This is a genomic window from Streptomyces sp. NPDC051976, assembly GCF_040680795.1.
Taxonomy (GTDB): domain Bacteria; phylum Actinomycetota; class Actinomycetes; order Streptomycetales; family Streptomycetaceae; genus Actinacidiphila.
On sequence record NZ_JBFAXL010000097.1, the window covers coordinates 1 to 20,896 of the forward strand.

Annotated in this window: 11 protein-coding genes and 3 CRISPR repeat arrays; of the genes, 3 read left to right on the plus strand and 8 right to left on the minus strand. The window is 70.9% G+C overall.

Features of this window, described 5'->3' with window-relative positions; genetic code table 11:
- The first annotated feature begins 173 nt into the window (after positions 1–173).
- Together AB0M29_RS42765 and AB0M29_RS42770 are read left to right on the plus strand one after the other, a co-directional pair.
- The gene (locus AB0M29_RS42765; protein ID WP_365392604.1) at positions 174–1,316 is read left to right on the plus strand and encodes an IS4 family transposase; all 1,143 of its coding nucleotides are present in this window, start codon (positions 174–176) and stop codon (positions 1,314–1,316) included.
- A gap of 464 nt (positions 1,317–1,780) precedes the next feature.
- Positions 1,781–5,579: direct repeats of the CRISPR family, unit length 29 nt; unit sequence GTTCTCCCCGCGCAGGCGGGGGTGGTCCG.
- 188 nt (positions 5,580–5,767) lie between these two features.
- Positions 5,768–6,241: a hypothetical protein gene (locus AB0M29_RS42770; protein ID WP_365392606.1), complete on the plus strand. Its 474-nt coding sequence runs from the start codon at positions 5,768–5,770 to the stop codon at positions 6,239–6,241.
- Positions 6,242–6,737: 496 nt separating this feature from the next.
- On the opposite strand, the gene cas2e is transcribed toward AB0M29_RS42770, so the two are convergent.
- From cas2e to AB0M29_RS42810, 8 genes are all read right to left on the minus strand, one after another.
- A complete protein-coding gene (gene cas2e / locus AB0M29_RS42775) occupies positions 6,738–7,049 on the minus strand; it encodes a type I-E CRISPR-associated endoribonuclease Cas2e (protein WP_365392610.1) in 312 nt (103 codons plus the stop codon).
- Between the two features lie 75 nt (positions 7,050–7,124).
- Positions 7,125–8,129 (minus strand): type I-E CRISPR-associated endonuclease Cas1e, encoded by a 1,005-nt coding sequence (gene cas1e / locus AB0M29_RS42780; RefSeq protein WP_365392612.1) that lies wholly within the window; start codon positions 8,127–8,129, stop codon positions 7,125–7,127.
- Between the two features lie 8 nt (positions 8,130–8,137).
- The gene (locus AB0M29_RS42785) at positions 8,138–8,920 is read right to left on the minus strand and encodes a type I-E CRISPR-associated protein Cas6/Cse3/CasE (RefSeq protein ID WP_365392615.1); all 783 of its coding nucleotides are present in this window, start codon (positions 8,918–8,920) and stop codon (positions 8,138–8,140) included.
- Entirely contained in the window at positions 8,917–9,753 is an 837-nt protein-coding gene (cas5e, locus tag AB0M29_RS42790; protein ID WP_365392617.1) for a type I-E CRISPR-associated protein Cas5/CasD, read from the minus strand. Before cas5e ends, AB0M29_RS42785 begins: the two co-directional genes overlap by 4 nt.
- Positions 9,750–10,976, minus strand: a complete 1,227-nt coding sequence (gene cas7e / locus AB0M29_RS42795) for a type I-E CRISPR-associated protein Cas7/Cse4/CasC (RefSeq protein WP_365392619.1) — start codon at positions 10,974–10,976, stop codon at positions 9,750–9,752. The genes cas5e and cas7e overlap by 4 nt, the downstream gene beginning before the upstream one ends.
- Positions 10,977–11,134: 158 nt before the next feature.
- Positions 11,135–11,968 (minus strand): type I-E CRISPR-associated protein Cse2/CasB, encoded by an 834-nt coding sequence (casB, locus tag AB0M29_RS42800; RefSeq protein ID WP_365392621.1) that lies wholly within the window; start codon positions 11,966–11,968, stop codon positions 11,135–11,137.
- 124 nt (positions 11,969–12,092) lie between these two features.
- Entirely contained in the window at positions 12,093–13,718 is a 1,626-nt protein-coding gene (gene casA, locus AB0M29_RS42805; RefSeq protein ID WP_365392623.1) for a type I-E CRISPR-associated protein Cse1/CasA, read from the minus strand.
- A 348-nt stretch (positions 13,719–14,066) separates the two neighbouring features.
- The gene (locus tag AB0M29_RS42810; RefSeq protein ID WP_365392626.1) at positions 14,067–17,003 is read right to left on the minus strand and encodes a CRISPR-associated endonuclease Cas3''; all 2,937 of its coding nucleotides are present in this window, start codon (positions 17,001–17,003) and stop codon (positions 14,067–14,069) included.
- 134 nt (positions 17,004–17,137) lie between these two features.
- A CRISPR array of direct repeats spans positions 17,138–19,841; the repeat unit is 29 nt; unit sequence GTTCTTCCCGCGCGAGCGGGGGTGGTCCG.
- A gap of 78 nt (positions 19,842–19,919) precedes the next feature.
- Positions 19,920–20,252: direct repeats of the CRISPR family, unit length 29 nt; unit sequence GTTCTTCCCGCGCGAGCGGGGGTGGTCCG.
- Between the two features lie 86 nt (positions 20,253–20,338).
- Here AB0M29_RS42810 and AB0M29_RS42815 point away from each other — a divergent pair.
- A partial coding sequence (locus tag AB0M29_RS42815) for an HAD family hydrolase (protein ID WP_365392628.1) occupies positions 20,339–20,896 on the plus strand: 558 nt, incomplete at its 3' end.

Below are 20,896 nucleotides of genomic sequence, written 5' to 3' on the forward strand. Positions count from 1 at the left end.
CCCTGAACGCCTTCCAGATCGCCTTCGAGGGCCGGCTCACCCCGGCCAACAACTGAACCCCAACAATCAAGATCAGCCGTTAACTGGACACACCCTAGGCGTAGGCTGCTGGGCAGTGGATCCCGGGGGTGGTTCGGGTGGCTGCGGGTGTGTCTGACTTATCGGGTCTCGGCTTGTTGACCTGGGTGTATCCGCCAGGCTTGGTGGACCGGGTGGTGGCCGCATGCGGGCGTTCTGAGCAGCGTCAGCGGCTGCTTCCCGCGCGGCTGGTGGTGTATTTCGTGCTGGGTCTGGCGCTGTTCTCGCCCGCCCCGTATCTGGAAGTGATGCGCCATCTCGTCGAGGGATTGCGGGGTTTGGGGCTGCTGGGCAACTGGCGTGTTCCGGCGAAGTCCTCACTGTTCAGGGCCCGGGATCGGCTGGGCTCGGAACCGCTGCGGGTGCTGTTCGCGACCACGGCGAAGCCGATGGCCACCGAGGCGACGCCCGGCGCGTTCTGGCGGGGTTTGCGGCTGCTGGCCGTGGATGGCACTTGCTGGGACGTTGCGGACAGCGAAGCCAACGAGGCCGCCTTCGGACGTCCGGGCAGTGGCCGCGGGTCGGGCAGGAGTGCGTTTCCGCAGGTGCGGATGGCAGCGTTGGTGGAGATCGGCAGTCACGCGGTGCTGGATGCGGAGCTGGCCGGCTGCCGCACCGGGGAAGTCACCCTGGTGGGCCGCCTGCCACGTTCTGCCGGCCCAGGTCAGCTCGTCCTGGCCGATCGGGAGTTCCTCGGGGTGCCGTTGTGGCAGGCGTTCACCGCCACCGGCGCCGACCTGCTGTGGAGAGTGCCCGCCAACCGTGTCCTGCCCGTCATCACCCGATTCCGCGACGGCTCATGGCTGTCCCACATCAGAGCCAGTAGCGGCCCTGCCCGCCATGAGCCGGTCGTGGTTCGTGTCCTGGCCTACCGGCTCAAGGACCGGGCCGGCGAGGGTGAAAGCGACGACTATCGCCTGGTCACCACGTTGTTGAACGCCCGCCGGTATCCAGCCCGGCAACTGGCCGCGCTCTACCGCGAGCGCTGGGAGATCGAGTCCGTCTTCGCCGAGATCAAGACGCACCAGCGAGGCCCACGCGTCGTACTCAGCAGCAAAACGCCCGAGGGCATCCGGCAGCAGATCTGGGCGCATCTTCTGGTCCACCATGCTCTGCGCGAACTCATGCTGAGAACGGCAGCCACCCGCGGCCTGGACCCCGACCGGGTCTCCTTCACCGAAACATTGCGCTCTGCCCGGCGCAGCGTGACCGTCACGCCGGGCAGCTTTTCCCCCTGAGCTCCTGGTCAGAGCCCTGGATATGCTCGAGCAGGACCTCATGGAACGGCTCCTGCCCGTCAGGCGACTCCGCAGCCAGGCCCGCGTCGTGAAACGCAAGATGTCCAACTACCACCTCAAGCGAACTGAACACCGTGACCGGCCACAGCCGACCCGCACCGGTACTCAAGCTGTCCTCATCACAAGACCCCAACCCACCTAACGCAACGGCATTGCCCCTAAACCCCCGTCACCACCCGCCCCCTTCTGCCGCAGGCTATTCCTCGGCATCTCACTCAAGCCAGCGCACCACTGCTCGGAGCGCCGCAGTACCCGGAGACACCTGAGACCGGACACCGTCGCCCCACACCCCGTCGCGGTCGCTGACGACACCAGCCCCCAAGCCCTGCCACACTGGCAACGTGAGCGGACACCGAGTAGGCCAAGCGATTGCAAAGTCCCCCGAAACCCGCAGGTGGTAGAGGGTTCTCCCCGCGCAGGCGGGGGTGGTCCGGCGCCGGATTCCACGGCCTTCCGTGCGGCGATGTTCTCCCCGCGCAGGCGGGGGTGGTCCGTGGTGCTTGGGCCAGAGCGCCACGCGCCCGTGGTTCTCCCCGCGCAGGCGGGGGTGGTCCGGTAGTTGACGCGCCGCGAGGGTGCGCCTACCGGTTCTCCCCGCGCAGGCGGGGGTGGTCCGCCTCGGGCATGGACAAGTTCAACGACGCGATGGTTCTCCCCGCGCAGGCGGGGGTGGTCCGCCTGCCCCGATCCCCAAGCCCATGCCGTTGCCGTTCTCCCCGCGCAGGCGGGGGTGGTCCGCCTGCTGGACCCCCTCCGCGCCTTCCGAAACCGTTCTCCCCGCGCAGGCGGGGGTGGTCCGCGGACCCCCTGGACGACATCCGCCGGGCGTTCGTTCTCCCCGCGCAGGCGGGGGTGGTCCGCCACTTCCTCAACCCCAAGCGGGGCGGGCTGGGTTCTCCCCGCGCAGGCGGGGGTGGTCCGCATGCCTCCGAGCACGCACTGCTCTGCGTCGAGTTCTCCCCGCGCAGGCGGGGGTGGTCCGGCGGCGACCGAGGGCCCGTGGGGCATCGACCCGTTCTCCCCGCGCAGGCGGGGGTGGTCCGTCACACGACAGGTCGGTCCATCCCTCCAGCGGGTTCTCCCCGCGCAGGCGGGGGTGGTCCGGGCCTGTACGAGCAGCACACCGGCGAGGTGTGGTTCTCCCCGCGCAGGCGGGGGTGGTCCGATGGCGCGCGGCGACATGGACGAGATGTCGTTGTTCTCCCCGCGCAGGCGGGGGTGGTCCGGTCGCTGTGAGGGAGCCGCTGTCCAGGTCGCAGTTCTCCCCGCGCAGGCGGGGGTGGTCCGCAGGAGAACATGCGTCGTCCCCGCCGATAGCCGTTCTCCCCGCGCAGGAGGGGGTGGTCCGTCCTTCCGACCCACGGTTCCTAGGCCCAGGACGTTCTCCCCGCGCAGGCGGGGGTGGTCCGGCGCAGGGCGAGATCGAGGCCGCACTGGCGGAGTTCTCCCCGCGCAGGCGGGGGTGGTCCGGGGTTTCGCCCGGCACTGCACAGCCCGGGAGAGTTCTCCCCGCGCAGGCGGGGGTGGTCCGATGCTGCGGCGCAACGCGGAGTCCAGCGGCGTGTTCTCCCCGCGCAGGCGGGGGTGGTCCGGGCATAGGCACCACGCGAGTCGAGGACGATCGGTTCTCCCCGCGCAGGCGGGGGTGGTCCGTGCATGCGGGGCGCGGGGTGCTGTCCCGATCCGTTCTCCCCGCGCAGGCGGGGGTGGTCCGGTTCAGGTCATCACGCAGCAGGACCCACAGCGGTTCTCCCCGCGCAGGCGGGGGTGGTCCCGCACCGCGTACCGCTTGGCCTCGCTGATGCCCGTTCTCCCCGCGCAGGCGGGGGTGGTCCGGCGGCGGTGGCCGTCGACCCGTCGGGCGACGGGTTCTCCCCGCGCAGGCGGGGGTGGTCCGCGCCGATGGACCTGCAACACCGCACCGCGCAAGTTCTCCCCGCGCAGGCGGGGGTGGTCCGACCCGGCTCTTCATCACCATCGAGGGCAGCGAGTTCTCCCCGCGCAGGCGGGGGTGGTCCACCGTCGAGCGGAGATGGCCGACGTGCATCTCCGTTCTCCCCGCGCAGGCGGGGGTGGTCCGGTGGCAGGCATTACCGCAGGGGCCGTCGTGGGGTTCTCCCCGCGCAGGCGGGGGTGGTCCGAGGCCGAGCGCGTGGCGATCCTCGGCGAGGACGTTCTCCCCGCGCAGGCGGGGGTGGTCCGGTCAGCGTGCCGCCGATCCGCAGCCATGACGGGTTCTCCCCGCGCAGGCGGGGGTGGTCCGGCACCACCGTACCGCCAGCCCGCCCCGCACGAGTTCTCCCCGCGCAGGCGGGGGTGGTCCGGCAACCGGCCGCGGCGACGACGGTCTGCAGCGGTTCTCCCCGCGCAGGCGGGGGTGGTCCAGCGGGAGTCGAGCAGCAGGCGGCCGTGGAACCGTTCTCCCCGCGCAGGCGGGGGTGGTCCGATCCGGTTCTGCTCGTCCGCCGACAGGCTGCGGTTCTCCCCGCGCAGGCGGGGGTGGTCCGTCCATGCCCCACACCAGGTGAACCCCGGGGAGGTTCTCCCCGCGCAGGCGGGGGTGGTCCGGTGACGTCCCAGAGCGCGCGCACGTCGTACCAGTTCTCCCCGCGCAGGCGGGGGTGGTCCGTACCGGTACCCGGGGCGGGAACGCAAGTACCTGTTCTCCCCGCGCAGGCGGGGGTGGTCCGGCGGCGTGACGCCATGAACTTCCGTACCGCGAGTTCTCCCCGCGCAGGCGGGGGTGGTCCGCGGCGGGGGTTCGGCATGTGGGCATCGGAGGCGTTCTCCCCGCGCAGGCGGGGGTGGTCCGGTCACCATCTGATGAGCGTCGTCGACACCATGGTTCTCCCCGCGCAGGCGGGGGTGGTCCGTGGGAGGCGACGGCCATGGCGAACCCGACGAGGTTCTCCCCGCGCAGGCGGGGGTGATCCGGAACTGCTGAAACGGTTCCGGAAGGAGCTGCGGTTCTCCCCGCGCAGGCGGGGGTGGTCCGCCGTCGCCGACACCACCACGGAGGACTGACCCGTTCTCCCCGCGCAGGCGGGGGTGGTCCGGCCCAGCAGTCGGCGGATGTTCGCCTTCGCACGTTCTCCCCGCGCAGGCGGGGGTGGTCCGTCCGACGTGAACAGGTACTGCCCGTCGGGCACGTTCTCCCCGCGCAGGCGGGGGTGGTCCGTGGAGATCGCAGGTGAGGCTCGTCCAGCCGTCGTTCTCCCCGCGCAGGCGGGGGGGTGGTCCCCTGGCGCTCCAACTCCGCCGCGCGCAGATTTCCCCGCGCAGGCGGGTGGTCCTCGTTGGGCCGATGAGCGGATGGGAGCTGAAGGGTTCTCCCCGCGCAGGCGGGGGTGGTTCGTACCCGGCGGAGGTGTCTGCGTGCGCTGCCGGCGTTCTCCCCGCGCAGGCGGGGGTGGTCCGCGTGAGTGCCTGATGTCCGAGACAACGGGGCCGTTCTCCCCGCGCAGGCGGGGGTGGTCCGCCGCTGGCCGTGATCGCTGGGGTGGTGATGCGCGGGCAGGCGGGGGTGGTCCGCGGGCACGCGGCGGCATGGTCACCGGGCCCGGGTTCTCCCCGCGCAGGCGGGGGTGGTCCGGCGCAGCGCACCGGAAGGAAGGTGCGCGGTAGGTTCTCCCCGCGCCCAGGCGGGGGTGGTCCGGATCTGCTGGATTTCGTGCCATCGCTGCCGGCGTTCTCCCCGCGCAGGCGGGGGTGGTCCGAGCTGTCAGCAGGCGCTGACGGAGCTGACCTGGTTCTCCCCGCGCCGGCGGGGGTGGTCCGTCCCTGGCCACCGGCGCCCCCAGCCGGTGTCGTTCTCCCCGCGCAGGCGGGGGTGGTCCGTCCCGCCCGTACGCGGCCCCGGCCGCGTCGGAGTTCTCCCCGCGCAGGCGGGGGTGGTCCGCCGTTCAGCAGGTGACCGGCCCTGATCTCGCCGTTCTCCCCGCGCAGGCGGGGGTAGTCCCATCCAGAACGCGTTCGGGTCGACCGTCCCCAGGTTCTCCCCGCGCAGGCGGGGGTGGTCCGCAGAACGGCTCCACCGGAACCGAGACCGCGCCGTTCTCCCCGCGCAGGCGGGGGTGGTCCGACGTCCAGCTTCTGACCGGCCACGTCGCCCTCGTTCTCCCCGCGCAGGCGGGGGTGGTCCGTCCAGGCCCTCACCGAACACCACCGCCTCGCCGTTCTCCTCGCGCAGGCGGGGGTGGTCCGTCGACCGAGGGCAAGGCGTCCACGGTCGCCAGATGCCCACCTGCGGCGACCACACCCAGCCCGTCCGGAACCTGCGGCTGGTGAGCAGACACGGCACGACGTCCTGATCCATCTCGGCACTGGCGCCTGACCGTCACAGACCGGTCACATCTCGTACCCGGCACCGCTCAGTACGCCACGCTGGCCCGATGCGTACCCTTATCGCCGCGGCCCTCACGACCACAGCCGCGCTCCTCGCCCTCGCCGCCTGCACGTCCAGCCACGACGACGCGAAGGCAACGCCCACAACGCCCGACGCGGGCACCACGGCTCCCCCCTCGCCGCTGCCAACCAGTACGCAGCAGGCCGACGCCTCCGCCCTGACCAAGGCCGTAACCGCGTACACCGCCGATCTGTTCAGCGGCAACGCCGACGGCTACCGCTACGTGTCCGCTCGGTGCAGGCAGCAGATGACCAAGTCCGCCTGGACCGAACTGGCTAAGGGGGCGCACCACCAGTACGGCTCCCAGACCGCCACCGGAATCCACGTCGACCAGCAAGCCGGAGACCTCGCCCGCGTCTCCTACGGCGCCGGGCGCATCCCCCAGTTCGACCGCAAGTCGCAGCCCTGGGCGCGCGAGTCCGGCACCTGGCGCTGGGACGCCTGCCCCTCGTCGAACTGACCAGAGCCGGAGGGGGTGGTATCCGACGACGAGGCAACCGCGCAACGCGGTCAACAACATGCTCGTGAGCCCCCACGGGCACCGCGCCCACGACGTATGGGCCGCGCGGCGTCAGGCCGTCAACGGCTGACAATACCGTGACATCGCCGCCGCCACGGGCGTCGGCCTTGCTCCGCACGGGTCCAACGGGGCTTCCGCGTCGTCGAAGCCCCGACACTCGCGCAGCCAAGTCCGCCCGCGCCGGGCACCGAGCCCGCCTCGAAGCCGCGCTCGAGGTCCCCACCGACATCCTCTACGTTCTCCCGCGCAAACGGGAGTGGTCCGCTGGAGCCTTCGGTGAATGCGGATCGGGCTCGGTTCTCTCCGCGCAGGCGGGGGTGGTCTGACCCAGGACATGGCCAAGAAGTTCCTGGTGGCGTTCTCCCCGCGCCCAGTGGCCCAGCACGAGTTTTCCTCGCCCAGACGGAGAGGGTTCGCCGTTCGCGGAAGAGGCCAATCACGTTGGCGTTGAGAGCTCCTCGTCCTGGGGTCGAAAGGCGATGAGGGTGAGGCCGTCGAAATCGATGGGGGTGCGACGGCGGTCGCCAGCGGTGTGGAGTGTGAACCCTTGTTCGTTGGCTTCGGGGTGGATGAGCACGGCGGCACCGGGGCCGATCGATGCGGAGACAACGGCCCAGAGTTCGGTGCGGACACGGCCGGAGAGCGTGCCGACGTACAGGCCAGGGGTGGGTTCGAGCATCCAGCGGGTGAGGGCGCCGCGGACGTGGTCTGGGACGGCGGTGACGGCCAGGACGGTCATGGTCGGCATGGTTGTCCCAGTGGTTCGGTGATGGAGTCGACGGGGGGCTCGGCCGGACAGACGACGACGGTGTGAGGGCTGGTTTCAGGGTGCATCGGGCACTTCCTGGGTGGCGTAGTTGACGCCGGCGGGGACAGATCCGGTGCTGGGGTCCCAGAGGTTGACCATGTCGACCGCGTGGTGATCGGGGAGGGGTTCGGCTTCGTCGGGTGCCAGGAGGGTTTGGACGTCGGAGACGATGCGGGGCAGCAGCTTGTACAGGCGCAGTCGCTCGCGGAAGCCACGCCGGGCCGCGCCTTCGGGGTTGGGGGCGTCGTGCAGGGAGAAGGCGAGCGGGACGGTGAGTTCGGCTTTGTAGAGGTCGGCGACGTCGTAGACGAAGGCAAGTTGGGCGCCCTGGTGGACAAAGCCGAGGGCCGGTGAGCAGCCGAGGGCGACCAGGGCGGAGTGGACGATTCCGTACAGGCAGGTATTGGCCGAGGACAGGGCCAGGTTGACGGGGTCCTGGGTGTCCCATGAGTCGGGGTCGTAGGCGCGGCGGAAACGGCCGATACGGTGCTGCTGGGCGAGCAGTTTGTAGAGGGCCTTCATCCGCTGGCCCTCCATCCCGCGCAACTGCTCCAGGGTCGTGCCGGCGGGGACGGTGATCTGGAAGCGGGCGCTGTACATCGCACGGGCGACGGCGAGTCGGCGTTCGGGGTCGCTCCACTGGTGGACCTGCTGCTCGAGCCAGCGGGTGGTCAGGGATGCGGGGACGGTGGCGGAGTAGCAGCGCACGCCGCCGGAGCCGGTGCAGACGACGGTGGTGCCGTGGCGTGCGAAGGTGGCCAGCGCGGGCTGGGTGATGGAAGTGCCGGGTCCCAGCAGGACGCAGCTGAGGGAGGCGGTCGGGAGGTAGACGCGGGTGATGTCACCTTCGTCGCTGGTGGTTTCGGCGCACACCCCGGTGTCGTCCTGGACGATGCGGACGATGTCGGCGTACAGGAAGGACAGAGAGTCGCCGACGCGGGGCAGCATGGCCAGGGTAGGTGCAGCGACGCGGCGGCGGGCGGAGTCCGGGTTGTGGGCGGAGCGGCGGGGAGCTGGCATGGCAGGTGTCAGGCTCCGGGGCCGGCGGGTGCGAGGCTGAGCAGGCCGCAGCCGTAGGACTTGCTGCGCCCGATGCCGTTCATGAGCGCGTTGGCCAGTGCCTCCGGGTCAATCACCGCGGCGGTCCCCTCGAAGAGGGTGACCGCACGGTCGATGCGCCGGCCGCCCTGGTTCGTAGGGGCTGGCTGAGCGGGCGGTGCGCTGGATGCCGTGTCTGTGGGCCGGGGGGTGTGCCACGTGGAGGCGTTGTCGGCTGCGCGGGACAGCACGGTCCGCGGAGCGAGTCCGGCGGGGGTGGCGCGTTCGATCCACCACTGGTCTGCTTCCGGCCCGCGCAGGGGGATGGCCTGTTTCCAGCGGCCAGCGGTGCTCTGGGGGCCGCAGCGGCGTACGGCGTTGGCGGCGATGCGGTAGCGGAGGAGGAGTCCGGGGCGCAGGGCGTTCAGCAAGGCGTCCATGGGGCGGACCGCGGCGTCCGCGTAACCCTCGGGCAGCCGGTCGGGGGTCGGGGGCATGCGGGTCTGGACCAGGACCACGGGGGCGCCCACGGTGTCGGTTTCGAGGCGGAAGAGGACTCCGGCTTGTGCGCGCGGATCCGGGCCGAGGCCGTCGGGAACGAGGTTCATGACGGTGCGGTGCAGGTCCGCGATGTTGCGCAGGTCTCGCTGGACGGTCCGGCTGCGGGGATTGAGCAGCAGCCGGGTCAGCCACGCGCGTGGTGTGCCGGATTCCGTGCCGGCGGCGGCCCCGACGCCCAGGGCGGTGGGTGTGGCGGTGTCGGTGGTGGTCACGGGGTGGCTCCTTGCGGGTGGAGGTATGCGGCTACGGCGTCGAGATACGCGGTGCCGTAGCCGGCGCACAGGGCCACCGGCAGCGGGCGTGTGATGCTGTGGGCGGGGCGGGTTCTGAAGACACGGTCGCGTGCGGTCAGTCGGACCGGTTCGTCGTTGAGCGTCGTGACAACGACAGGCGCGGAGGGCCTGTCGTCTGCGGGCCCGGCGCCCGGGATCGGGAAGGGCTGGTCGCTGACGAACCGTACGCCGACGGTGCCCGCCTGCGGCTCCCGGATCGGCATTCGGCGGGCCAGCGGGACGTTGTCCAGTTCAGCCGTAGGGTCTTCGAGGCCGGCCCGGAGCAGCAGGAGACCACCGGGCGGACACGAGCGTCTGCCGAGGTGCAGTGGCCAGCGCGGTGCGCGCACAGCGTCCGCGCAGAGCCGGGCCAGTTCGGGGTCGGTGAAGTCGGCTGCGACGGTGAAGGCCGCGTCGGTGAGGTAGTGGCGGTTGGAGACGATGGTCGCCGCGTCGGCGCCGCGACGGGCGCCCTTGGCTGTGGGTACGGTCAGGTGCTGGGGGTAGCCGCCGCCGACGGTGTGGAAGTCGCGCATGACGGTGCCGGCACGGTCCACCCTCACCGTGAAGCGGACGTCGGTCAGGCGCGTGAACAGCGCTTCCCTGTCAGTCCCGTCGACGACGGCCTCGGCGCGGGGGATGCCCAGGGCGGAGGCGAGCAGCCCGATCAGTCCCGAGCGGGTGGGATGCGCCGCGGTGTCGCGGTGGGCGAAAGCACTGTGCTCGCCCCAGGACTGCATCGGCGCGGCCAGGTGGAGGAGGAACCCCGTCATGCCGTGGCCGCCACAGCCGCCGGAGCGGGGAAGGCGATGTCGACGGCGGCGGCAATGAGTTCGGGATAGGAGACCACCAGGTGGCCCAGGCCGGGCAGGGGCTTCTCGTCGAGCCCGGCGTGAGCGGCGTAGGGGAGCTCGGCAGTGCCCAGCAGCCGGTTGATGCGGACTGCGTACTCGCCCAGTGCCTGTCGGGACGGCAGGCCCCAGCCGTGCTCCCTTGCCCGTACCGGCTCCTCGAACGCGGCGGCCATCGACAACGGACGGTCATGCCGGACGGCGACGTGAACGAGGTCGGGGTGGGTGTGCGGCGCGGTGGAGGTCTTCTTCGCGCCGGGGACGGTGCCCAGAAACGCGGTGGCGAAGGCGGTGGTGAGGTCGCGCAGCGTGTTGCGGTCCGTCAGCGCGCCTGTGTCCGAGGGGGCCGGCTGAGTGCCGGTGGAGTTCTGCGTGCCGTTCAGGGGCGCAATGTTCGAGGCCAGGTCACGAAGATCGACGGTGGCGTAGCGGTAGAAGACGCCGCTGGTGAACTCACCGGTGTTCATGTGGGCGCTGCCGGCGTCCTCGGCCCACTGGTTGACGTCGTCCACGGCGGTGAAGAAGTCCGCCTGCACCGAGGTGGCATGCGTGGTGAAGGCGTGCGCCACCTGCACCGCGCCGTCCACACCTGCCCCGGGGATCTCGGCGAGCATCCGCCCGAACAGCGCGATCGATCCATTGCGCGAGCGCAGGACCTCGTGAACAGCGTCTTTTGGCAGCAACGGCTTCCCCGCCGCAGCCTTGCCCAGAGCCTTGGCCAGCGTCTCGCGGTGCTCCTCGGCGAGGTCCGCCAGTGCCGGTGCGGCGCTGTCGGGGAGGAACAGCAGGGAAGCGGTGGTACGGTCCCCCTTCTCCAGGGCCAGCTTGGTCTCCGTCGAGCGGATCACCTGCGCCCCGGCCAGAGCGGCCAGGTCCTCGGGCCAGCCGCGTCCGACCAGCTCGCGGAAGACCTGCTCGGGCAGCCGCCGGGTGCGCAGCGCCTTGTCACCAATGGCCTCCTCCACCGCGAGCCGCACCGGGCGCTTCCACGCCTGGCTGGAGACCCGGGTGCGGGTGGTGCCGCCGAAGGTCAGCGACTTCGGCGAGCCGAGGTCGTCGCGGTTGACGTTGCTGTACGGCAGGGTCTGCACGACGTGCAGGTCCAGGAACCGCGGCACGACAGGGACGGTGTTCGGGGTTGTCATCACGAAGATCTTTCTGACGAGAACAGAAACGGGAGCATGCGGGTGGTCGCACGGCACATGAGGTGCCGGCGTACCGGTGGCCCGTGGCAGTCGCCAGCGGGGCACCATGGGCACGTGTGCGGCGACGGGAGCCGCCTCCGTGGCCGGGCAGGGGTCGGTCAGGTGTCCGAAAGGGCGGGACTCTTTTCCGCCGCTGCTTCCTGTGCCGCTTCCTGACGGCTCAAAGACCGGTAGAACGCCTGGAGCCATCGGGTCGTGACGACGTCGCGCCGGTAGCGCCACATGGTCACGTCACGCAGCAGGCAGGCGTAGTCCGGGGAGACGCCGGAGGATCCCAGCCAGCGCAACACGCCGGGCAGCATCCGGAGCACGCCGTCGAAGTCCTGGCGCACCAGCAGATGCAGCCGGGATTCGGCGGCCCCCGACTTCAACTGATCGGGGCTGCGGCGGCCCACTGCGTCCGCGAAGCTCTCACCGAGACTGGTGCCACGTGGGGCGAAAGCGACGCCAACGGCCGCGGGGCTCGATGCTGCCGTCCCCGGCCCGGTTTCCCCTCCCTGTGCAGGAATGGTGGGTGACATGGCGTCACCCTGCTGTGCGCCGCTTTCGTGGGCTGCGCTGGTTTGGGCATCGGGGGCGTCCGCGAGGCGCCGGGCACGGGGGCGGGCGGCGATGAGCGCGGCGACGGTGTAGTACGCCTGCTCCTTGTCCGACTGGCCTGGGTGGTGGATGTCGTGCCGGATCAGGCCGGGCCGCAGGAGTGCGGCGTGCATCCGGGCGGGAACTTCCAGCACAGTCTTGCCCAGGCCAGACCGCAGGGCGGCCTGAGCGGCGGGCGAGTCGCGGCACACCTTCCGTACGCGATCGACGAACTCGTCGTAGCCGGCAAGTTCCCCGTCTCGCTGTGTGGGCTTCTCAGTGGACTTGTCTGCCGCGTGCGCGGCAGTGGCGCCAGCCGGCTCGCCGACTGGAGAGTGGGTTGTCATGCTCATCGTTTCCGCCGTGGGTGGGTGGTCGGGAAAGCTGCCGGGATGGGCTGTCCTTGGCTCGGGTACGTCCCGGGGCTGTGGTCGTACCAGGTGCACAAAGCAGCAGCACTGCAGGCAGCCGGTGGGCTCAGGTAGGGCTCGGAGCGCGCAGGAGACTTCTCACCAGCCCGCGAGCTCCCTCGCGGGCTTTGGCCCCTCGCGGGGTGGCGGCGATCGACAAGGTGGCCGCGTCGTACTGCCGCAGGGCGATTCGCCCGAACGCCTGGGTGCTTCCGGTGAAGTCCTTTTCGTTCAGGGACGTCCAAAATTGCTTCTCGGCGGCTGGCCAGTAGGCGGCCAGCGCTAACGCGGGCCATGGGCCTCCCCGTTTGCGCCGGTCCTTGGCGCTGCCGCCGGGACGCTCGGTCTCGAACGGGCTGGTGTAGGCACGCCAGGCCACCTGCAGGGCGTACTCCAGCCGTGCGGCTCCCTTCTCCGCGGCGTCACGGCCATCACGCAGCCCGATCCGCAAGGCATTGTCCTCGGGCTCGTCCGACAGCCGCAGCAAAGTGAACAGTGGCGGGGTGGAAGCGGTGAAGTACGTGCGGTCGCGGGTCTGGCCGTCCTGGTCGAAGCCCAAGGACAGCACCCGCACGGCGTCCTCCACGCCCTGCGGCAGTTCGTTTCTCAGATCGCTCAGTACATAGGGGCGGTGACCGGAGTTGTCACGGGTCTCGTTGACAAGGGCGTCAAGGTCGCGCCACAGCGCCCGGTCGGCATCGGCTTCACGGGGCCGCTTGACGAGGTCCCGGCCCTCGTCCCACAGCAGATACGGGTCTTCGAAGGGGGGCCGGTTGACCCGAAGCGCCCAGGTGATGCGCGTATCGACCACGCTGCGGCCCCCCGCCCCGGCAGTGAGCAGGACCGCGTGCCGGTATTGCTCGGTGAGCGCCGACAGCGGGCCGGCAGGCGGCTGGGGTACGGCCAGCGGGTCAGGAAGGTCGTCGCGCTCCCACGGGCAGGCGTCCACTTCGGCGCCCTCCCCCGGGGTCCAGCGGTTCGGGTAGGGAAGGCCCAGCAGCAACGTCTCGAACAGGGAACGGCCGAGCGGATGGTAGGACAAGACCTTGCGTAGCGGGCCCGCGTACGCGTTTCCGAACCGCTGCCCTTTCACTGTCCGCGGCGTGCACTGCCCTGAAGGCCCGTAGTACAGCTGGGCCAGGAGATGCAACATCGCGTCGGCGGCCTGCAGTTGCACCTGCTCGCTGTCGGTGAAGTGCCCGAAGAACACCTGGTTACTGCCCGACGGGCGTGCCATGACCAGCTTGTTGACTCCGGAACTGGTCGGGCAGTCTTCCAGCAGCCTCGGGTCCTGCATCCAGGGCCGTGCAGTGTCGAACAACCGGAACCGGTCCGCGTAGCGGGCAAAATACCCTTCCACCGCCTCCGGGTCGAACCCTTCCCCAACGTCAAGAAGGTCGTACCGACGATCAGCCCACTCCCCCACGTCCTCTGCCTCGTGCAGACCGGTGACCCTGGCAGCGATCGCGTACAGCACTCTCATCAGTCCGGATGCTGCCGGGGGCAGACCCACAGCGAGGCCGCCGAGTCGATGCGCCTGACGGAAGAGTTCCAACAGCCCAACGCTACGGAAGCCGCCGTGGCTACTGTCGGTGTGCAAAGTCGTGACGGGAAGGCATGGCTCGGTGATGAGGTCGTAGCGGTCTGCGGTTGAGGATAATGCGGCCTGATCAGGTGGTGGTTCGGTAGACACGTGCTGATCACTTCCGGTTGTCGCGTCAAGCGGGAAGGGTGCGTTGGCCCAGGAAGCGGCGCTCAGAGGGGCTGCCGCATACTGTGAGTGCTTCTCCGCGCAGCGGAGGTGGACCGATCCTGATCGGCGGCCCGGTCAGCCGATGAGGTCACTCCCCACGCGAGTGGGGGTGCCGGGTGGTCCTGACCGGTTGTCAGGGCCACCCGACACGGGTGGTTTTGACCCGCATCGGATGTTCACGTTAGCGCCATCACGCCCTAGAAGAGGGCAAGTTGAGAAAAGTATCCGAAGATCCTTATCGGCGGGCCGCAACCTGGTAGTACCGCGTGGGGAGCGATCCGCCGCCCGTCAGATGACCACCTCCTTCACAAGCCCCAGCTCGTGGTGCAGCGTCAGCCGCTGCTTTCCCAGCAGCGGCCCGACCGGTCCGCGCGGTCCCGTGGTGTGCGGCAGCAGCACGACTGCGGCCAGCCTGGGCTCGTTCCGCCACGCGACTGGCGGTTCATGGGCCGGCGAGCACGCCCGGCGCCACGCGCCGTCAGCCATAGGCACCGTGTAGCCGAGGAGTTCGCGCACCAAAGCCCTCGAGAATCGTCCCGCCGGGGCATCGCCGGCTTCCGGGAACGGCACACTGCGCTCTTCGTCCAGCCACCGCCGCTGCTCGGAGTCATTGAAAACAGGCAGCACCAGGACGGTGTCCGCGCCCAACCGGGTGGCGATGAGCGCCTCATCGGCGTCGCTGCTAGTGAGCTGCTCCAGTGAGCGGACATCACTCGGCTTCGGGATGGCCACCAGCGTCGCAAGCCCCTCACGCGCCATGGTGTCCGTCAGCCGCTCGATGTCCTCGCTCAGCAGGAGTTCGGGAGTTTTGGACGCGAATTCCTCGTCATAGACGCCGTCAACGAGTTCCTGAACGTCACCAGGCACGTCCACCGGCGCTCCCATCCTGCCCTCCAGCCGTTCCAGGGTCCGGCGCAGTAGCGACGGGGCGTAGACGTCGCCCCACGATCTCGGAACGGCCAGCAGGCCCTCGCCATCAACCGGCACCAACACCGCCACGCGCGGGCCACGGCTCCACACGGGCCGGTACGCACGGGTGGACTGGTGCCGCCAGACGCGCCCGGCACGCTGCAACAGCAGCGCCATAGGCGCCATGTCGGAGACGATCAGATCGAAATCCAGGTCCATGGACTGCTCGATCACCTGGGTGGCGACAAGGATCGTGCCCTGCGGCGGTGCGGGCCGCCGCACACCCTCCTTGCCGACCCGCCCGAACCACCCCTCCGCCTCCATCGTGATCGCGCTCCTCCGACGGCCGGGGAACCGCGCGTGCAGCAGCCGCAACCTGGGGACCGAAGGCGTCCCGTGTCCCGGGGCATCTTCCGTTTCGCCGGCCGGTGCCACCCGGTCGTCCCAGCCTTGGTAGTCCGCCCCGAACTGCTTGCGGAAGTGGTCCCGCAACGCGTTGAAGGTCTGCTGGGCCTCACCCACCGTCGTACAGATCACCGCCGCACATCCGCCCGCCTCCCACACCGGGGTCAGCTCCCGCAACAACGCCGCCGCCCGGCCAGCTGCAACCGCAGGATCATAGGTGTGAGTAGCAGGCAGCAGATCAACGCTGAGACGGGACGCCCTGCGAGTTCCGATCGGCCCACGAGGCAGCCTGACCGCCGCTGTCTCACCGTCCGCATAGAGCCAGCCCGGATACGACGGCGCAGGCAACTCGAACGAGCCCGGCTTGTGCCCAGCGCCGGTCAGATACGCCCGCACCAGCCCCGTGGCCGTACGCCCGGTCAGCGTGGCCGACAGCAGCACCACCGGCACTCGCAGCGCCCCCAGCCACACCAGCAGGCGCAGCAGCAGGGCATGGGTGAACGCGTCGTAGGCGTGTGCCTCGTCGATCACGACCGTCTTGCCCGCCAGGCCCAGTTGGCGCAGCGCGTTGTGCCGAAGCGGGAGTACCGCCATGAGTGCCTGGTCGACCGTGCCCACCGACAGCGGCGCCAGCAGCCCCCGCCCGCGTGAACGCAACCACCCACCTACCGACAACGACACCCCGCCCTCCCGCGAGCCATGGACGTCGGTCAGGCTGCGAGGCTCCGGCTCCCGCCACTGCTCCGGCGTGTACAACTCATTGAGATCGGCAGCGCCATGCAGCAACGTCAGCGCAGCATCGTCCAGCAGATTCTCCTCACCGAACGCAGCCATGCGCGCATAGATCTGGTCGGCAGTCGCCCTGGTCGGCAGCAGAAACGCCACCCCCGGGCATCGCGCCGCTCGTCCCATCGCGGCCGCAGCCGCGAGAGCGACCTCGGTCTTCCCCTCCCCGGGCGGCGCTGTCACCAGCAAAACGCCCGGACCATTCCCGAATGCCCCTGCCCCCACCAACTCCGCGTCAACACTGGCCTGTAGCGGATGCGGTTCCTTGATCTCCGGGAACCGCTCCCGAAAACCCCGCACCGCGAACTGCGCCCGCCCCAAACCCGCACCGGCCAGCAGCCGCGGAGCCTGCTTCGCCGCACGAGCCGCGTGCGCACCCAGAGCTCCCATCGCCGACAAGCCGCCAGCCGCGGCAGCAGCCTGCTGCCGCACCACGAAATCGTCTTGGCTAGCCAGCCAGTCCGCCACCACGACCAGCCCCGCCACCACCACCGACGCCTGCACTGAGAGTCCCGCTCCCGCAGGCACGACCGGATGCCCCAGCACGGCCCGCAACGTGGCCGTGTGCTCGCGCCGCTGCGCTTCCCAGCCCCCGCCGCCCAACTCCGGAAGACTCCTCAGCGGATCGAACACATCCCGCGCCTCCGACAACTCCGGATATCGCCCGTGATGCCCACCGAGCACCTGCGCCACCCGCACCACCAGCCGGCTCGCCGGCCGCCCCCCGCCCTCCGGATACCCAAGCGCCGTGAGCAGCGACGGAACGACCCGCGCACCGGCCAACTGATGCCCCAGCAGCCTGACTCCGTTGTCCCCCGTACCAGAAGCGGCGAATTTGCCATCAGCAAGCAGGGAAGCGCAGGACGGGTGCTTGAGGGCGTCGCGCTGGAACTGAAACCCAGGTTGGATCTTCCCCACGTCATGAAGCCCCGCCCAGAACGCGACCAAAGACCGAGCCTCCTGCGGAGCCACCCCTAACTCCCCCGCGATCGCCACCTGCTGAGACTCCGCCAGAAACCCGTCCCAAAGCGCCCCCGCCACGACGCCCGTATCCACCAAATGCCCGATCAGCGGATACGGCTCCACAAGCCCGCGCTCCTTACCCCACACCCGAACTTCAACCATCTCTCCCCCTCCAAAGCCACCCTCGGGCCAGACCGAGACATTCCACCACCCGCCTCTGACACACTGACCCCGTGAGCCAAGAGCGCCTAGGTCAAGGGATTGCAAAGTCTCTCAAAACCCGCAGGTCGTGAAGGGTTCTTCCCGCGCGAGCGGGGGTGGTCCGCGGCCGCGGGCCGCCCGGAACGGCCCGAGGACGTTCTTCCCGCGCGAGCGGGGGTGGTCCGCCCTGAGCTGGGTTTCCATGTCACCCCTGAGTGTTCTTCCCGCGCGAGCGGGGGTGGTCCGTCATTGAGAGGTCCGGGCTTAGGCCCCCGGGCGTTCTTCCCGCGCGAGCGGGGGTGGTCCGCCAAGGTCGCCCGCGCCGCCGGCCGCGGTGGGGTTCTTCCCGCGCGAGCGGGGGTGGTCCGGGTCCCGATGATCCGCACCGCCATCACCTGCGGTTCTTCCCGCGCGAGCGGGGGTGGTCCGTCCGACAGCCACAGCTACGCCGTCTGCAGGAAGTTCTTCCCGCGCGAGCGGGGGTGGTCCGCGGATCGTCCGGTCGCCGACGCGAACGTCCTGGTTCTTCCCGCGCGAGCGGGGGTGGTCCGAACGGCCTGATCGGGCACAAGATCGTGGCCTAGTTCTTCCCGCGCGAGCGGGGGTGGTCCGGCACGTGACTGGCTGCTGGTCCACTCCTGCCGGTTCTTCCCGCGCGAGCGGGGGTGGTCCGTGCGTCAACGTCTCTTGGATGCCGATGACGATGTTCTTCCCGCGCGAGCGGGGGTGGTCCGCTGCCCCGCGACTGGGACCGGACCATCCTCGGGTTCTTCCCGCGCGAGCGGGGGTGGTCCGCACTCCCGGACCTCGGGGCCCCCGAGGGCCGCGTTCTTCCCGCGCGAGCGGGGGTGGTCCGCCCACGCTTGGTCCGGCGCAGAGGACAAGGTTGTTCTTCCCGCGCGAGCGGGGGTGGTCCGTTCACCGGACTCCCGCGTCTGCTCGGTGGTGCGTTCTTCCCGCGCGAGCGGGGGTGGTCCGTCGCCAGGGGTGCCCCAGGCGATCTCAGCGGCGTTCTTCCCGCGCGAGCGGGGGTGGTCCGGCCCGCGCCGCGGAGTCGGCCGCGAAGGAGGCGTTCTTCCCGCGCGAGCGGGGGTGGTCCGATGTTCCACTGGTGGCCGACACCGCAGCGGCCGTTCTTCCCGCGCGAGCGGGGGTGGTCCGCCCACGCTTGGTCCGGCGCAGAGGACAAGGTTGTTCTTCCCGCGCGAGCGGGGGTGGTCCGACGAGCTGGAGCCCGCCGGGCAGGTCCTGCGGGTTCTTCCCGCGCGAGCGGGGGTGGTCCGCGACCGGAGATCCACGTGAAGAGTACAAGCGCGTTCTTCCCGCGCGAGCGGGGGTGGTCCGCCGTGGCTGCAGCGCGGCACCACCCAGCTCGGGTTCTTCCCGCGCGAGCGGGGGTGGTCCGCCGCACTCCTCGGCAGGACCGAGGGCGGTGCCGTTCTTCCCGCGCGAGCGGGGGTGGTCCGCGCATCGCCCGCGCCCTGGTGTGGCCGAGGGTGTTCTTCCCGCGCGAGCGGGGGTGGTCCGTCCGGGAGTGGCATGACCGGTGCCACCTGTTGGTTCTTCCCGCGCGAGCGGGGGTGGTCCGACGCCCGGATCGGACCCGGCGCCGGCTGTGTTGTTCTTCCCGCGCGAGCGGGGGTGGTCCGGGGGTGCCGTCAGGGTGCCGGTAGCGGCCATTGTTCTTCCCGCGCGAGCGGGGGTGGTCCGATCACCCACTCACGATTCACTCCTGTCATGCGGTTCTTCCCGCGCGAGCGGGGGTGGTCCCGGCATCGTCGCAGCTCACCACGACACGTGGAAGTTCTTCCCGCGCGAGCGGGGGTGGTCCGTCGAGGATCTTGCCCGTGTTGGCGCGGATGGCGTTCTTCCCGCGCGAGCGGGGGTGGTCCGCCGCGCCCCTCTCCAGGGGCCGATCCGCGGGGGTTCTTCCCGCGCGAGCGGGGGTGGTCCGGTCCGCGTCACCCCGGCCACCGCCGCGGCCGCGTTCTTCCCGCGCGAGCGGGGGTGGTCCGCTGGAGGCGGAGCGGCGCGGCGTTCTGGGGGAGTTCTTCCCGCGCGAGCGGGGGTGGTCCCGAGCCGCCCGGAATCATGGCGGCAAGGCCGGGGTTCTTCCCGCGCGAGCGGGGGTGGTCCGTAGTGGCGTCCGCGGGCGTCCGTGTGCGCGGGGTTCTTCCCGCGCGAGCGGGGGTGGTCCGCCGCCGTGTGGCCGCCGCCGCGCGACGCGTTCGTTCTTCCCGCGCGAGCGGGGGTGGTCCGACCCCGGGGCGGGCGTCCGCCTGGCAGCTGTCGTTCTTCCCGCGCGAGCGGGGGTGGTCCGGTCTACCGGGGGGCGGTCCGCGCTTTCCTCGGGTTCTTCCCGCGCGAGCGGGGGTGGTCCGGAGGTCAGGTTCTCCTCGGTGGTGGGCGGTCCGTTCTTCCCGCGCGAGCGGGGGTGGTCCGCCGGCGTCAGGGTCGTGCTCGGGGGCGGGGGTGTTCTTCCCGCGCGAGCGGGGGTGGTCCGCCGTGTGTGAACACGATCTGGGCCCGGTCCACGTTCTTCCCGCGCGAGCGGGGGTGGTCCGCGGAACGAAGCGCTGATGGTGTCCTCGGTGACGTTCTTCCCGCGCGAGCGGGGGTGGTCCGCCGCCGGGCCCATCCGCAACAAGCAGATGGTCGTTCTTCCCGCGCGTGCGGGGTTGGTCCCCCTACCGGCCCCACAGCCTCGACGTTCTTCCCGCGCGAGCGGGGGTGGTCCGTGGCTGCTCAGCGGGGCGATGATCGAGTACGTGTTCTTCCCGCGCGAGCGGGGGTGGTCCGCAGCTCATGCAGCGCACCGGCACCGGCGGGCCGTTCTTCCGGTCCGCTTCAGGCTTACGCTGACGGCCGTCCTCCCCTGTTCTTCCCGCGCGAGCGGGGGTGGTCCGATGCCGCTGCCGGGCAAGAGCGGCCTGCGACTGTTCTTCCCGCGCGAGCGGGGGTGGTCCGCTCATCGGGTCGGTGTGGCGCCCGGGGCGGGCGTTCTTCCCGCGCGAGCGGGGGTGGTCCGGCCGTGGACTTCATCTTCGCCAACCGGAGCAAGTTCTTCCCGCGCGAGCGGGGGTGGTCCGGCATGACGACCCAGACTCCTGACCCAGCGCCGTTCTTCCCGCGCGAGCGGGGGTGGTCCGGCGTAGGGGTCGGCGGGCGCGTTCATGGGGTGGTTCTCCCCGCGCGAGCGGGGGTGGTCCACCTAGGTGCGGGCACTGACACGGGGCGTCGACGCAGGCCACACGGCAGTGCCACCTCCTTTGGGACCCCTGCCATAGGCTGCCTGGGTGAACATTCACACGGTGGCTTTCGACATCGGCGAGACTCTCGTCCGCGACGACCGGTACTGGGCGGGATGGGCCAACTGGTGCCAGGTGCCGCCTCACACGATGTCGGCGCTCGTCGGCGCGGTAGTCGCCCGCGGGCAGGACAACGCCGACGCCTTGCGGCTGATCTGCCCGGGCCTCGATATCGCCGCGGCATACGCGGAGCGGGAGGCGGCCGGGCTCGGCGAGCGGCTGGACGAGACCGACCTCTACGACGACGTCCGGCCGACGCTCGCCCGGCTGAGGGAGGCCGGGTTCCGGGTCGTCATTGCCGGGAACCAGACGGCGCCCATGGGCGAGTTGCTGCGCGCGCTCGGCCTGCCTGCGGATGTCGTCGCTACCTCTGGGGAGTGGGGCACCCACAAACCTTTGCCGAGCTTCTTCACCCGCGTCATCGAGGCCGCCGACTGCCCGGCCGACGAGATCCTGTACGTCGGCGACCACCCCGCCAACGACCTGGTCCCCGCGAAGGCCGCCGGGCTGCGCGCCGCGCACCTGCGCCGCGGGCCCTGGGGACAC